The organism is Candidatus Binatia bacterium, from assembly GCA_023150935.1.
In the GTDB taxonomy this organism is placed as follows: domain Bacteria; phylum Desulfobacterota; class Binatia; order HRBIN30; family HRBIN30; genus JAKLJW01.
This window is the reverse complement of the sequence record JAKLJW010000011.1, coordinates 75,798-90,236: the sequence shown is the minus strand read 5'-3', so window position 1 is coordinate 90,236 and position 14,439 is coordinate 75,798. Positions and strand designations below refer to the sequence as shown.

Annotated in this window: 13 protein-coding genes; 10 read left to right on the top strand and 3 right to left on the bottom strand. The window is 69.5% G+C overall.

Annotation, left to right across the window (positions count from 1 at the left end):
* Positions 1–48 precede the first annotated feature (48 nt).
* Positions 49–1,095: a hypothetical protein gene (locus L6Q96_09055; protein MCK6554711.1), complete on the bottom strand. Its 1,047-nt coding sequence runs from the start codon at positions 1,093–1,095 to the stop codon at positions 49–51.
* A 251-nt stretch (positions 1,096–1,346) separates the two neighbouring features.
* On the opposite strand from L6Q96_09055, the gene L6Q96_09050 reads away from it, so the two are divergent.
* The 9 genes from L6Q96_09050 to menE all read left to right on the top strand — a co-directional run bounded on the left by L6Q96_09050 (position 1,347) and on the right by menE (position 11,505).
* On the top strand, positions 1,347–2,102 hold the full coding sequence (locus tag L6Q96_09050; GenBank protein MCK6554710.1) for a MerR family transcriptional regulator: 756 nt from the start codon (positions 1,347–1,349) through the stop codon (positions 2,100–2,102).
* Complete coding sequence (locus L6Q96_09045) at positions 2,093–2,791, top strand: ubiquinone/menaquinone biosynthesis methyltransferase (GenBank protein ID MCK6554709.1); 699 nt, start codon at positions 2,093–2,095, stop codon at positions 2,789–2,791. Before L6Q96_09050 ends, L6Q96_09045 begins: the two co-directional genes overlap by 10 nt.
* Positions 2,788–4,230 carry an isochorismate synthase gene (locus L6Q96_09040; GenBank protein ID MCK6554708.1) on the top strand — a complete coding sequence of 481 codons (1,443 nt, stop codon included), beginning with the start codon at positions 2,788–2,790 and terminating at the stop codon, positions 4,228–4,230. Before L6Q96_09045 ends, L6Q96_09040 begins: the two co-directional genes overlap by 4 nt.
* Before the next feature lie 133 nt (positions 4,231–4,363).
* Positions 4,364–6,157, top strand: coding sequence for a 2-succinyl-5-enolpyruvyl-6-hydroxy-3-cyclohexene-1-carboxylic-acid synthase (menD, locus tag L6Q96_09035; protein ID MCK6554707.1), 1,794 nt, complete (start codon positions 4,364–4,366; stop codon positions 6,155–6,157).
* On the top strand, positions 6,157–7,008 hold the full coding sequence (gene menH / locus L6Q96_09030) for a 2-succinyl-6-hydroxy-2,4-cyclohexadiene-1-carboxylate synthase (GenBank protein ID MCK6554706.1): 852 nt from the start codon (positions 6,157–6,159) through the stop codon (positions 7,006–7,008). The genes menD and menH overlap by 1 nt, the downstream gene beginning before the upstream one ends.
* 19 nt (positions 7,009–7,027) lie before the next feature.
* On the top strand, positions 7,028–7,846 hold the full coding sequence (gene menB, locus L6Q96_09025) for a 1,4-dihydroxy-2-naphthoyl-CoA synthase (GenBank protein ID MCK6554705.1): 819 nt from the start codon (positions 7,028–7,030) through the stop codon (positions 7,844–7,846).
* A gap of 172 nt (positions 7,847–8,018) precedes the next feature.
* A complete protein-coding gene (locus L6Q96_09020; protein ID MCK6554704.1) occupies positions 8,019–8,897 on the top strand; it encodes a 1,4-dihydroxy-2-naphthoate polyprenyltransferase in 879 nt (292 codons plus the stop codon).
* Positions 8,894–10,009, top strand: a complete 1,116-nt coding sequence (locus L6Q96_09015) for a mandelate racemase/muconate lactonizing enzyme family protein (protein MCK6554703.1) — start codon at positions 8,894–8,896, stop codon at positions 10,007–10,009. The genes L6Q96_09020 and L6Q96_09015 overlap by 4 nt, the downstream gene beginning before the upstream one ends.
* 11 nt (positions 10,010–10,020) lie before the next feature.
* Positions 10,021–11,505, top strand: a complete 1,485-nt coding sequence (menE, locus tag L6Q96_09010; protein ID MCK6554702.1) for an o-succinylbenzoate--CoA ligase — start codon at positions 10,021–10,023, stop codon at positions 11,503–11,505.
* Positions 11,506–11,788: 283 nt separating this feature from the next.
* Here menE and L6Q96_09005 read toward each other — a convergent pair whose 3' ends face one another.
* On the bottom strand, positions 11,789–12,463 hold the full coding sequence (locus L6Q96_09005) for a class I SAM-dependent methyltransferase (protein ID MCK6554701.1): 675 nt from the start codon (positions 12,461–12,463) through the stop codon (positions 11,789–11,791).
* A gap of 354 nt (positions 12,464–12,817) precedes the next feature.
* Here L6Q96_09005 and L6Q96_09000 point away from each other — a divergent pair, with 354 nt between their 5' ends.
* Complete coding sequence (locus L6Q96_09000; GenBank protein MCK6554700.1) at positions 12,818–13,069, top strand: hypothetical protein; 252 nt, start codon at positions 12,818–12,820, stop codon at positions 13,067–13,069.
* 124 nt (positions 13,070–13,193) lie between these two features.
* Here the strand turns inward: L6Q96_09000 and L6Q96_08995 are convergent, their stop codons facing one another.
* Positions 13,194–14,348, bottom strand: coding sequence for an ATP-binding protein (locus L6Q96_08995; protein MCK6554699.1), 1,155 nt, complete (start codon positions 14,346–14,348; stop codon positions 13,194–13,196).
* Positions 14,349–14,439 lie beyond the last annotated feature (91 nt).

Below are 14,439 nucleotides of genomic sequence, written 5' to 3'. Positions count from 1 at the left end.
ACGAGTTGCGGATAGCGGCCCGTGCCGAGAGAGCGACTCTTCGTCCGCTCAGGACCCACCAGATTTCCGTGCGCGCGCCGCGCGCCGGCCGGCGGCGGCGAGCAGCGCCATCGTCGGCTGTACCAGTGCGACGTTGGCGATGTGTGCGACGCTGGTGCGTCCGGCACCGAGTAGCCGCTCGCGCAGCGGACGCCCCTCGAAATCGAGCGACAGGCCCCCCGCGCCCTCGATGACGGCGACGGCGGGGATCAGGTTGGGCAGGTTCTCGTTGATGACGACAAACGCCACCCCCTGCGACTCGTGCCACACCGGCGCTTCCCGCCAACCGAGCATCGTACGCTGTAACGCACTCAGGCTCCCAAACTGCCGAACGACGTCGAAGGCACCCCCCTCGTGGCGATTGATCAAGCCGCGATACACCTCGATAGCCAACTCCTCGTCGCCCGGAGCGCGCGTGTCACGGTCGAAGGCCTGAAACGCATCGAAGTAGGCCCAGCCGTGAGCCAGCGTGGAGGCCGATGTCGTGAACACCCGCCGCCGCCGATCGCCGCCGACGTCGAACGCGCACGGGCGCCCGGTCGCGTCCGGCAGGGCGATAACCTCCTGCGGGTACGTCTCGAAGCGGGCCGGGTTGCCGTCGACAATGGCTGCGACCACGAAGTCGCCGATCAGCAGCTCGCCGAGTCGTTTGCGGGTCGGCAGCGTGAACGCCAGCGTCGCTCCCCAGCAGCCGTCGTTAGCGGCGGCCAGACGGCGCGGATCGTAGGGCTCGATGCCGGCGACCTTCTTCGTACCGTCGATGGCGTCGAGCACGGCCCATATGATCGCCGCGGAAGGCGAGCCGAAGGCCTGGAACGTCCCGGCCGCGTCGAGAACGAGATGAAGACGCTGGTCCACGGTCATGGCCAGCCGTTCGAGGTGTTCGAGCCCGATCTGCTCGCCGAGTTCGTCGGCGCGCACGTTAACGCGCTTAAGGGTCGAACTGCACGGCTGCGCCCGTTCCCCGAGTGCCATCGCGTGGACGGCCTCGCGAATGGCACGCCCCGCCGCGATGCCGGCCCGTGCGCACGCCGCCGCGATGTCGTCCGTGGTCATACTCGCACCGCCACCCGCGTCATCCATCCCGACATCGACCCACTTTCGCTTCGGAAGTTCCCGCTGGCAACCGCGAAAACCGCCCGCCCCCGACCGGGTCGGACTTTTCCGGCGGCCGCCACCCGGCAACCCCGCTCGCAGGCTCGTCCCAACCTCGTCATCCGGGGTGTGCGTCCCCGGGCGATCGCCTGCGCAATTCGCCGCTCAACCGGGGTTGATTCCGTGAGCGATTACTCTAAGAGTCATCGGTAATGGATTATCGGATCGAGGCACTGGCGGCGGCCGCGGGCGTATCGGTCGACACGGTTCGCTTTTACCAGGCCAGGGGTTTGCTGCCGCGGCCGCGCCGGGTGGGACGCACTGCCGTTTACGGACGCGGTCATCTCGACCGCCTGCAGCGCATCCGCAAGCTACAGGGCCAGGGGTTCAACCTCGCCGCCATCCGGCAGATGCTGGCGGCCGCACCGCGCTCGAAACGCGCGTCTCTGCTGGCCGCGGTGGCCGAACAGCGCGGCGCGCCCGCGTTTACCCGTGCGCAACTCGCTGCGGAGTCCGGCGTACCCGAGCCCCTCCTCGCCTCGCTCGAAGCCGCCGGTCTGCTTGGCGGTAGTGCGCCCGGAGCCGACGCCCGGCGCTATACCGCGGCGGACGCCCAGCTTCTGCGCACCGGGCTGTCGCTGCTCGAACACGGCCTGCCGTTGCCCGACCTGCTCGCGCTGGCCGCGCAACACGACCGTAACACCCGCTCGGTCGTAGATGCCGCGGTAGACCTCTTCGATCGCTTCGTCCGCCGCATCGACGGTGACCCGGCGGCCTCCGGGCAGGTCGCCGAGACCTTTCGGCAGATGCTTCCGGCGGTCACCGGTCTCGTCGCTCTTCATTTCCAACGCACCTTGCTCGCGCGCGCCATGCAGCGCTTGCGTGAGCGCGGCGACCAGGAGGCGTATTCGGTCGCCGAAAAAGTGCTGCGGTCGGGTCGCCTGGACCTCGACATCTCATGGCGATGACCTCTCGTCTGCCGGCGCCTCCCGATAAGGCAGCCGCGGTACAGGCGATGTTCGACCGCATCGCTCCGCGCTACGACCTGCTCAACCGATTGCTCACCTTTCGTCTCGATCGGCGCTGGCGGCGACTGGCGCTGCGGCTGATCGCCGTCGGCCCGGCAGATGTGGTCGTCGACATCGGCTGCGGTACCGGGGACATGTGCGCCCTCGCGGCCGCCGCCGGGGCCCGCGTCATTGGCGTCGACTTCTCGGGCCGTATGCTCGCCGGCGCCCGTGCCCGCGGCGTACCTGCCGCCTTCGTGCGGGCCGACGGCACCGCCGTGCCGCTGCGGGCCGGCAGCGCCAGCGTCGTGACCTCCGCCTTCGTCATGCGCAACGTCGTCAGCATCCCCCACCTGCTCGACGAAGCGGCGCGCCTGCTGGCTTCCGGCGGGCGTCTCGCCCTGCTCGAGGTCGACGCGCCGCGCTCGTCATTGCTACGCCTCGGCCACGCCTTCTATTTCCACCGCGTGGTGCCTGCGATCGGGGGCTTGATCTCGGATCGCGACGCTTACCGATACCTCCCGGACTCGACCGCCTACCTGCCCGACGAACGAGCTTTGCACGCCATGCTCGCCGCCGCCGGCTTCGGCGCGATCGTGAAGCGCCGCCTCGGCGGCGGCGCCGCCCAACTGCTTTTGGCCCGAAGATGACCATACCGACCCGAGCCCTGGAGGAGGTATTGGATTCGTTGCACGGGGCGGCCACCCGCGCGGGGGAGCGTGCCGCCCGGCGCGGCCGGCCCGTGCTGGCGGTTGCGAGTGCGCACACGACCGCTCCGGAGGACCTGTTGTCGCTGACCTCGCGGTGGCGCCAGGGGGCGACGACGTTCTTCTGGGAACGGCCGGCGGAAGCGGCGGCTGTCCTTGGCCTGGGCGCGGCGATCGAACTGCAGGCGGCAGGGAAAGACCGCTTTGCCCGCCTGCGCGAGGACGTGAAGCGGTTGACGGATGCCGCAGTGATGGTCGGCGAGACGCCGCCCGAAACGCCGCTACTGGTCGGCGGCTTCGGGTTTGCGTCGCAGCCGTCGCCGGGCGGCGTCTGGAGTCCATTCCCGCCGGCACTGTTCTCGATCCCGGAGGTGCTGGTCGCCCGCCGCGCCGGGCATTGTATCGTCAGGCTGGGGCTGGCCGTGGAGTCCGACACCGACGTCGCCGGTCGGATCGCCGGCATCCGGCGGGACCTCGCACGTCTCATCGCCGCCGGCGAACCGCCGCCGCCCGAGCCGTCGCCGCCAGCAGCGTACACACTGGCGCCGTGGCCTCCGGTGGACGAGTGGGTGCGGAGGGCGCGCGCGGTCGTCGACGACATTCGTGCGGGCCACTTCGAAAAGGCGGTCCTCGCCCGCACGTGCGCCGTGGACGCCGATCGCGACTTCGACGCGGCGATCGTTGTCCGTCGGGTACGCCGGTCGTACCCGACGTGCACGACGTTCTGGCTGGACCGTGAAGGGAGCCACTTCGCCGGCGCCAGTCCGGAGATGCTGGTAACGCTGCGCAACCGGCAGGTGGAGACCAGCGCCGTCGCCGGCTCGGCCCCGCGCGGACACTCGCCGGAAAGCGATCGTATCGAGCGGCGCGGTCTCCGCGACAGCGCCAAGGACCGCCGCGAGCACAGCCTCGTCGTCGACGGTATTTCCGGCGCGTTACGGCCGCTGTGCGAGGCGGTGACCGCGATGCCAGAGGCCGAGGTGATGACCCTCGAAAACGTGCACCACCTGCGCACTCCCGTCACCGCCCGAGCGCGTGCCGGCGTACACCTGCTCGATCTCGTCGAGGCCCTGCACCCGACCCCCGCCGTCGCCGGCCATCCGCGCGCCGCGGCCCTTGCGGCGCTGCAACGCCTCGAGCCCTTCGATCGCGGCTGGTACGCGGCGCCCGTCGGCTGGATCGGCGCCGACGGCGGCGGCCAGATCGCCGTGGCGATTCGCTGCGCTCTGATGCACGGGAGACAAGCCCTGCTCTACGCCGGCGCCGGACTGGTGCACGGCTCGGAACCCGAAGCCGAACTGGCAGAGACACAGACGAAGTTGGAACCGCTCCTGCACGCGCTGACGGAGAGTGATTGGGGGCCTGGGGGCGTGAGGGCGTGAAGGATGAGCGTTACGCGGTGAAACTTGCAAACAAGCAGATCCAGGGTCACCCACACTTCACGTCATCGCCATCCAGATCCCCCGGATCCTCACGCCCTCACGCCCCCAGGCCCCCGAGCCCTCAGGCCGCGAAATGGTCTTCACCCAACACCACGCTGTTGCCGCCTTTGTCGATGCGCTTGCGCGCGCCGGGGTGACGCACGCATGCGTGGCGCCCGGAGCACGGTCAACGCCATTGACGCTGTGTCTGGCAGCGCATCCTCACGTGCGGGTGTGGTCGCACGTGGACGAACGCAGCGCCGCCTTCTTTGCCCTGGGCTTCGCCAAACGTACGCGCCGTCCGGTGGCGCTGGTGTGTACCTCCGGCACCGCCGCGGCCAACTTCTTTCCCGCGATCGTCGAGGCGGCATACGCGCGCGTGCCGCTGGTCGTCGTTACCGCCGACCGGCCACCCGAACTGCGTGACTGCGGCGCCCCGCAAACGATCGATCAGGTCAAGCTTTACGGTACCCTCGTCAAATGGTTCGTCGAAGTCGGCGATCCCGCCTCCGGCGAACCGTACTTCCGGTCGATCGCCACCCGCGCCGCCGCCGTCAGCGCGGCGGTGCCCCCCGGTCCGGTTCACCTCAACGTACCGTTACGAGAGCCGCTGACCCCGCCGGCGGAAGTCCTCGCGGCACTGCGGCGACCTGCGGAGGCGAAGGAAAGCGGCAGCGGGGAAGCGCAACACGGACGGGACGGAGGTAACTGCTGCCACGGACCCTTCGCCGCGGCTCAGGACCGGCTTCCCACCCACGAGGCGGTCGCGGCGGCTGCGCGGCTGCTGCACGAGCGGCGGCGCGGACTCGTCCTTTGCGGGCCGCGCGACACGCTGCCGGGAGAGGCCGCCGCCATCCTGCGCTGCGCCGAAGTTCTCGGCTACCCGGTGCTCGCCGATCCGAGCGCGAACGTTGGCGGCGGCGCGAACGACGGGCGGGTTGATGCCTACGACGTCGTGCTTCGCGATGCGCGTACCGTTGAGCCGCTGCGGCCCGACGTGGTGCTCCGCATCGGCGCGCTGCCGACGTCGAAGGCGCTCACCCTGCTGTTGCGCGATCGCTGGGACTGTCCCCACGTCGTGCTCGATCCGCTGGGTACGTGGGACGACCCGCTCCGCGCGCGCGGGGCGCGGGTTCACGCCGACGTCGCCCCGACGTGTCTGAGGCTGGCCGAGGCGATGCACCGCGGCGGCGACGAACCGGACCCGGCCTGGCGGCGCCTGTGGATGGGCGCGGGCGCCCGTGCGCGCGCGTCTCTCGCCGCCCGTTTCGGCGCAATGAACGATCTGTTCGAGGGCAAGGCGGTTAGCGTTCTTGCCGAGTGCCTGCCCGGGGACGCTTGTCTCTACGTTGGCAACAGCATGCCGGTGCGCGACGTCGAGGCGTTCTGGCCGCTGGCCGGCGCGCCGCGGCGGGTGCTGACAAACCGCGGCGTCAACGGGATCGACGGTTTCGTGTCGAGCGTGCTCGGCGCCGCGGCGGCGGGGCCGGATGTTCCCGTGATCGGTCTTACCGGTGACCTCGGCTTCTACCACGATCTGAACGGCCTGCTCGCAGCCAGGCGTGCCGGCGTGCGGGCTACCCTGATCGTGTTCAACAACGACGGCGGCGGCATCTTCTCGTACCTGCCGCAGGCCGAGTGCGGGGCCGATTTCGAGGAGCTGTTCCTGACGCCGCACGGCCTCGACTTCCGCGGCGCGGTAGAGATGTACGGCTGCCGCTTCGTACGCATCGCATCGTGGGACCAGTTTCGGAGCGAGGTGACGGCGAGTCTGACGGCGCCGCAAACGACTGTCATCGAGGTCCCGATCGATCGTATCCGCAGCGTCGCCCTGCACCGCGAACTGTTTCACGAGGCGGGCGCGGCCGCGCGAGAGGGAATGAACTGATGCCGCGGGTCATCGTCGGCGACGTGGCCCTGCACGCCGACGTGCACGGTACGGGGCCGCCACTGCTCCTCCTGCACGGATTTACGGGCAGCGTCGCCAGTTGGCGCCCGCTGCTGCCGGTGCTGGCGCGGCGGTACACCACGATCGGCGTGGATCTCGTCGGTCACGGGCGTTCGGACGCACCCTCGGATCCGGCGCGCTACGCCTTCAGGGCATGCATCGACGATCTCGCTCGCTTGCTCGACCGCCTCGACGTAGAGCGCTGCGGCTGCCTCGGCTACTCGATGGGAGGTCGGATCGCTCTCGGACTGGCGCTGACACACCCATCGCGCGTTGCCACCCTGACCCTGGAAAGCGCGTCGCCCGGCCTGGTCGACGACACGGAACGCGCGGCGCGGCGGGCCGCCGATACGATGCTCGCGGCGCGCATCGAGGGCGACGGCGTGGCAGCATTCGTCGATGCGTGGATCGCGCAGCCGCTGTTTGCGTCGCAGGCACGGCTCGACCCGGCAACGCGAGCACGCCAACGCGAGGAACGCTTGCGGCACTCCGCGCACGGACTGGCACACAGCCTGCGCGGAATGGGTACGGGCGCGCAGCCGTCCCTGTGGGCGGCACTGCCGGCGCTGACTCCGCCGGTGCTGCTGGTCGCGGGCGCAGAGGACGACAAGTTCCGGCGCATCGCAACAGAGATGCAAGCGCACATGCCGCAAGCCGAGTTGGCGGTGATCCCCGAGGCCGGACACACGACGCATTTGGAACAGCCGGCGGCGTTCCTGGAGGCGGTGATGACTTTCTTGAACGCAAACCTCGGCCCGAGCCTCTCCGAAAGAGGCCGAGGCGAAGGCTAAGGGAGAATGGAGGAGTGAGATGATTCCCGACTGGAAGGCGACGCGAACCTACACCGACATCCTTTACGAGACCGCGGACGGGATGGCGAAGATCACCATCAACCGGCCGGAGGTGCGCAACGCCTTCCGTCCGCAAACGGTCATGGAACTCACCGACGCCTTTGCGGCGGCGCGCGAGGATCGCAACGTCGGCGTCGTGATCTTCACCGGAGCCGGCCCCGAGGCGTTCTGTTCGGGCGGCGATCAGCGGGTGCGCGGCGAGGCGGGATACGTCGGCGGCGACGGAGTACCACGGCTCAACGTGCTCGATCTGCAGCGGCAGATTCGCACGCTGCCGAAGCCGGTGGTGGCGATGGTGGCCGGCTACGCGATCGGTGGCGGGCACGTGCTGCACCTCGTCTGCGATCTCACTATCGCCGCGGACAATGCCGTCTTCGGGCAGACGGGCCCCCGCGTGGGCAGTTTCGACGGCGGGTACGGTGCGACGTACATGGCGCGCGTGATCGGCCATAAGAAGGCGCGCGAGGTCTGGTACCTCTGCCGGCGCTACACGGCGCAGCAGGCGCTCGACATGGGACTTGTAAACACAGTGGTCCCGCTGGATCGGCTCGAGGCGGAGACGGTGCACTGGTGCCGCGAGATGCTGGCCAACAGCCCGATGGCACTGCGCTGCCTGAAGGCGGCGTTCAACGCCGACACCGACGGACTCGCCGGCATTCAGGAACTGGCGGGCAACACGACGCTGCTCTTCTACATGTCGGAGGAAGCTCAGGAGGGCCGCGACGCGTTTCTGGAGAAACGGCCGCCGGATTTCTCGAAGTTTCCGCGGCTGCCGTAAGCCGAGTTACTCATGAACCCAACGCGTGCCTCGATACGCGCCGGAAGGGACGGCGCTACTCGGCACGAACGGAAACAGCCTGTATGGGAGCAACTCCACCCGTTCGCCCCGAGTAGGCCCCAGGCCGTATCGAGGGGCGGCGTCAGATTTGCGAACAACCTGGGGTAGGCGCATGCGGAAGGTCGACGCGTGGTGGCTGGCTATCCGGCCACCGACATTAACGGCAGCGCTGGCGCCCGTTGCCGTGGGAACGGCGCTGGCGTGGCACGACAGCGCGTTCGCCGCACTGCCGGCGCTGGCGGCGCTCGCCGGCGCGCTGCTGATTCAGATCGGCACCAACCTCGCCAACGACGTGGCCGACTTCGAGCGCGGCGCCGACACCGCCACGCGGCTCGGCCCGCAACGCGCGACGCAGAGCGGCCTGCTCGCGGCGGACCAGGTCCGCCGCGGCTCGTGGATGGCGTTCGGCGGTGCCGCACTCGCCGGTCTCTATCTGGTAGCCCACGCGGGCTGGCCGATCGCTGTCCTCGGGGTCGCGTCGATCCTCTCCGGCTGGGCGTACACCGGCGGCCCGTGGCCACTCGGGTACCACGGCCTCGGCGACGTCTTCGTATTCCTCTTCTTCGGCGTCGCGGCGGTGGCCGGCACGTACTACGTGCAGGCCGGACATCTTAGCGCCGCAACACTGGCGGCGTCGGTGCCCATTGGAGCGTTGGCGACCGCGATTCTCGTGGTCAACAACGTCCGCGACCGCGTTACCGACGCCGCCGCGGGTAAACGCACGCTCGCGGTGCGCATCGGCGAGAGCGCGGCGCGGGGACAGTACATCGTATTGCTGGCAATAACCTTCGCCGTACCCGTCGGGCTCGTCTTCGCCGGCGCGGCCGGGGCCTGGGTGTTGCTCCCGTGGGCGACGGTGCCTGAGGCCGTCGCGCTCGGGCGTGCCATGCTGCACACGACTGAACCCGGCACGTTCAACGCGTTGCTGCGCCGGACCGCGCGGTTGCAACTTGGCTTCGGGGTGCTGTTCGCCTTGGGATTGCTGCCATGAAGATCGTTGGGGCCGATGCGACGCCGTTCGCGATTCCGTTCCGGGCACCGCTGCTCGTGTCGGGCCGGAGCGTCGGTGCGTACACCGGCGTCCTCGTGCGTGTTCGCGACACCGATGGCCGGCGCGGCTGCGGCGAAGTTGCGTTGGCCGCGCAGATGCAGAGCGGCGCGATCTCGCGTGCCGCGGACACGGCGCGGGCGCGTCTTCGGCGAGCCGGCGAATCGACCCTAACGGCACTGGTGGCGGCGCTGGGCGAACCGGAAGGCGAGCCGTTACGAGCGGGGTTTGAGGCCGCGCTCTACGATCTGGCGGCCCGGATCGAAGGGAAGCCGCTGGCAGCATTGCTCGGTCCGGTCCGCCGGCATCGTGTGCCGGTCAACGCCTTGCTCGATCGTACGGACCCCGCCGAGGCGGCGGAGCGGGCGCGGGCCCTCGTGGCTCATGGGTACGGGTGTATTAAGCTGAAGTTGACGCCGGCGGAGCTCGACGGCGACACGGCACGTCTGGCGGCGATTCGCGCCGCCGTGGGTCGAACGGTGGCCCTGCGGCTCGACGCCAACGCCGGCTGGACGGTGCCGCAGGCCATTCGCACCTTGCCGCGTCTCGGTGCGCTCGGCGTCGAGTACGTCGAGCAGCCGGTGCCGGACATCGAAGGGCTGGCGGCGGTGCGCGCCGCGGTCGGCGTTGCGCTCGCGGCCGACGAGAGCGTGTCGGGAGTCGACGCGGTGGATCGGATCGGACGACTGGGTGCGGCAGAGATCGTCGTGATCAAACCGGGACGACTCGGTCTGGGGGCGAGTACGGCGATTGCCGCGGCGGCCCGACGCCACGGGCTTGAAGTGGTGGTTACCTCGGTCCTCGACACCAGCGTGGGAATAGCTACGGCATTGCACTTCGCCTGCACGTTGTCGGGGGCGATGCGGCCCTGCGGGTTGGCGACCGGCGAGTTGCTGGCGACCGATCTTGTGCGGCGGCGTCTCCTGCCGGCCGGCGGTACGCTCGTGCAACCGTCAGGGCCGGGCCTGGGAGTCGAGGTCGACGGCGTCGCACTGCGTACAGCGACAGCGATGTGGAACGAGCTCCAGCCGGCAGCCCAATCGGGGCCGGCGTGAGGGAGCCACGGATGACGATCGGAACCCCGTCCTGGCTCGAACGCGCGGCGGTGCTGCGGCCGTCGCACGTGGCGCTGCTTGCCGGCGATCGCAGGGTGACGTTCGCGGACGCCGCCGAGGCCGTGCGCCAGCGGGCAGGGCAGTTGGTGCGGCTGGGAGTGCGCCCCGGCGATCATGTCGGGATCCTCTTGCCGGTCGGTATCGACTTCGTCACGATCCTGCACGCCGTGACGCGCGTCGGGGCGGTGGCGGTGCCGCTCGGCCCGCGCGCCACCGCCACCGAGGTGGCGACCCAGCTCGCGGCCGCCCGCTGCGCGTGGCTGTGTTACGATGCTCGCGGCGCCGGTGCAGATGTCGTGACCGCGGCGCCGGTACCGGCGGTTGGCGTGACCGAGGGGCGTCCCGGAGATCCGGTCCTCGATCGCCTCGACCCGGAGCCGGACTTGCCCGACTCGGGGGTCGACCCTGGCGCGGCGCACGGTATTGTCTTCACGTCCGGCAGCAGCGGGACGCCGCGGGGCGCCGTATTGACCGCCGGCAATCACTACTGGAATGCGTCGGCTTCCGCTCTCCTGCTGGGCGTGCGAGCCGACGACCGTTGGTTAGCGTGCCTGCCGCTGCACCATGTCGGGGGGTTGGCGATCTTGATGCGCAGCGTGCTCGCGGCAACGACGGTCGTGCTGCACGACCGCTTCGATGCGGAGCGCGTCAACCGCGCCATCGATACCGAGGGGGTGACGATGGTGTCGGTGGTGGCGAACATGCTGCACCGGATGCTGGAGGCGCGCGGTCCGCGTCCGTATCCGCCATCGCTCCGGTGCGTGCTGGTGGGGGGCGGGCCGGTACCGGAGGCGCTGCTGGTGCGCGCGATCGAGCATGGAGTGCCGGCAGCGCCCACGTACGGGCTGACGGAAGCCGCGTCGCAGGTGGCGACGTTGTTACCGGCGCTGCTCCCGGTGAAACGAGGCAGTGTGGGTCTGCCGCTCCTGCCCACACAGGTACGGATCGTGGTGGGCGAACGTACGGCGCTGCCCGAAGAGGTTGGCGAGATCAGACTGACCGGGCCAACGCTGACCCCGGGATACGTAAACGCCGCGCTCGACCTCGACGAGTCGGGCTGGTTGCGCACGCGAGATCTGGGTTGGTGCGACAGCAATGGATTTCTACACATCGTCGGGCGTGCCGACGACACGATCGTTTCCGGGGGCGAGAACGTGCATCCGCGCGAGGTCGAGAGTGCGCTGGAGTCGCACCCGGCGGTCGCCGAGGCGTGCGTATTCGGAATGCCGGATGCCGAGTGGGGTGAACGCATTACGGCGTGGGTGCAACCGCGCGCCGGGGCCGTGGTGACGGCGGCGGAGCTGACGGCGCACGTGCGTCAGCGGATAGCGGGGTTCAAGGTGCCGCGGCGGATTCGTGTCGTGGCCGACCTGCCGCGGTCGCCGGCGGGCAAACCGCTACGGCGCGAAGCCCGGCGCACGGAATCGGCGTCGTAGAGTCTGTGGAAAAATCACATGACGGATCGCCACGCCGTTCGTCCCGAGTAGCGCCCGTTCTCTAAGGGCGTGTATCGAGGGACGCCAAGCGGCTGATCCGCCTGGCAAAACGCCCCTCGATACGCGGCCCGAGAGAAGGGCCGCTACTCGGGGTGAACGGGATCAGCGCCTTGCCGGGAGAGCTTTTCACAAACTCGTAGGGACAGGGCATGTACCGGTGCGGTGCCGGCCGTTGCCCGAGGCAGGTCCCGACCACCCGCCGGCGCCCTCCCTGCCCGCAACGTCACGCAGGCTTGGCCAGCTCCACCCGCCGGTAGATGCCGAACGGGGCGATGTTTGCCTCCCCGAAGCGAGACTGTCTGACGGCGTCCGGCACGTAGGTCTCCCACTGCGTATTCGAGAACCCGTGAATGCCGAGGATCCCGCGCATGATCCCCAGGACGAAGCCGGGTGGGCGGCGATCGCCGAAAAGGGTGAACCCTCTGACGTCGTCCGGGGAGAAATCGTTGCGGCCGTCGAAGATCCACGCGCGCCCTCCCGGCCGGAGCACGCGATGGATCTCGTCGAGAACTCGCACCGGCTCGCGCCAGTGGTGCATCGACTCGGCCGACACCAGCATATCGGCCGCGCCGTCGTCCAACGACATTGCCGCGCCGCTCTCGCAGCGCACGTCGACGTTGTTCTGACGGCGCGCGTGGTGCCGGGCGATGCGCACCATCGTGGGCGAGAGGTCGATGGCGACCACGCGGAGCGCGGGCCGCATGCGGGCAAGCTCGATCGCCAACCAGCCGGGTCCGCAGCCCAGATCGACGACCACACCGGCCCCCGGTGGCAGGGCTTCGTGCGTCGCGCCCGCCAGGCGGCGCTGCGCGGGACGACCCAGATTGCCGGGCACGAGGCTGTACCAGACGGCAATCAGACCGGGAATGCCTTCCGGCAGGTACGCGCTCAGTCGCATCGGTCACCTCCCCCGGCGCACAGCACGCACAGACGGTCGACTTGACGTAACCTCCAGTATCGAAAATGCTCCCAGCCCCCTCCGCATCCGCCCCCAGAGCCCCAGGCTCGCCTGCGCCCGGCTTATAAGGGGTGGACCGATGGCGGGTCAAGGGTTTCTTGAACGCAGCGGAGCGCGAGGAGGGGGCCCGGAGCGGCGGGTCCATGTCGCGCATGAATCGGGGTCTCCGCCGCCGATTTCGCGCAAAGTTCGTCCGGCACCGGCGCGTGGACGACGGCGTCGATGCCCGGGCGCCCGTCGACGCGCGGGATGCCTATGCTGACATGTGGGCAGATTACGCGGCATTGTGCTCGCATGATCTCCCGACCTCTGAACGCCGTCCTGCGGCGGTCCGCGACGAGCGACCTGCTTCTCGGTCCGCGACGAACGGGCAAATGGACGTTGATGGCGCAGCTCGAGGCGGACTTGCGAGGTTTGCGCGTGTTTGCCGATTTCTTCGGCAAGCGACATCGCGCACTCGTGCTTTGTCTCGGCGCCGAGCGGCGTCGGATCGAGGGGATCGACGTCCTGCCGTGGCAGGAAGGGTTGCGGGCCCTCGGCCTGTGAAGGTGGACGATGCTTGAAGGTGCCGCGGCTACGTCGAAGGAGGTGCCCGCGGGGCGAGGATCCTCGACGGCAAGCAATGGCCATAGGCGGGTTCAGCCGCATCGGAGAAAGTCGGTTGACGGGCTCAGCGGGGCAGCAGGGTGTCTGCCCAGAGCTGGCGCACGAAGGCGCCCCACGGCAGGCAGCGGACCCCGTCGCGAACCGCCTCGGTGGCGTCGTCGGTGACGAGCAGCAGGGACCGAAAGGCGCGCTCTTCGGCAAGGGCACGCAGTCCGCGCAGGTCGCGCGGCGCCACGCGGCGGGTCGCCTTCACTTCGATGGCCGTGTGGTCACCGACGAGGAAGTCGACCTCGTGGCCGTGCGTCGATCGCCAGTATGCCAGTCGATCCGGCCGCCGTCGGTAGGCGAGGTACGCTCGCAGCTCGAGACCGATCCATTGCTCGAAGCTGCGGCCCCACAGATCGGAGTTGCGGTCCAGCGTCCGGGTACCGCTGAGCGCGTGCGTGACCCCCGGGTCGAATAGGTATAGCTTCGCCGTGGCGATGGCTTTCCGCCGGCGGGATCCCGTCCAGGCTTCGAGCAAGAACCCAACCAGCGTATCCTCCAGAATGGCAACGTACTCTCTGACCGTCGATGCCGGGACTGCCGCGTCGCTGGCGATCTGCTCGAAGTTGACCATCTGGCCGTTGGCTAGGGCGGCAACGGTCAGGAACCGTGCGAAGGGCGGCAAGCGGCGCACCAGCCCCTCGGCAAGAATCTCCTCTTGCAGGTACGTGCGCGCGTACGCGCCGAGCTCTTCGTCCGCATCGTCGCTCGGCACCACGCTCGGCAATCCACCCCATCGCAGGTGGCGGGCCAGGTCGAAGTCGGGGATCTCGGGCCAGACGAGCGGGAACAACGATGCGGGCCACGCCCGTCCGGCGAGGAGGTTGGCTCGACCCCGCCGCAGTTTCCGTGCGCTGCTGCCCGTCAGCAGGAAGCGAATACGACGTTCCTCGATGAGCCGATGCACCTCGTCGAGCAGCTCGGGGATCTTCTGGATCTCGTCGATCACGACCCACGTCGACGGGCCCCGCCGCGCCCCCACGATCGCTTCGAGCTCCGTCGGGTTCGCCGACAGGCGCAGGAACGTATCTGCGCGAAGCAGGTCGACGACAATCGCGCGCGACGCGAGTTGCTCGCGGATCAGGTAGCTCTTCCCGGTCGCTCGCGGACCGAAGAGAAAGCACGATTTCTTCGCCAGCAGCCCGGGAAGGTCCAGAATTCTCTCGTACCGCACGTGGCGCATCTTAACCGCCGATTATCCGGATTACCAGCAAGACATCCGCGGCAGGTTGCCCGCGGCGCGAGCGCACGCGCCGTCGATAGAC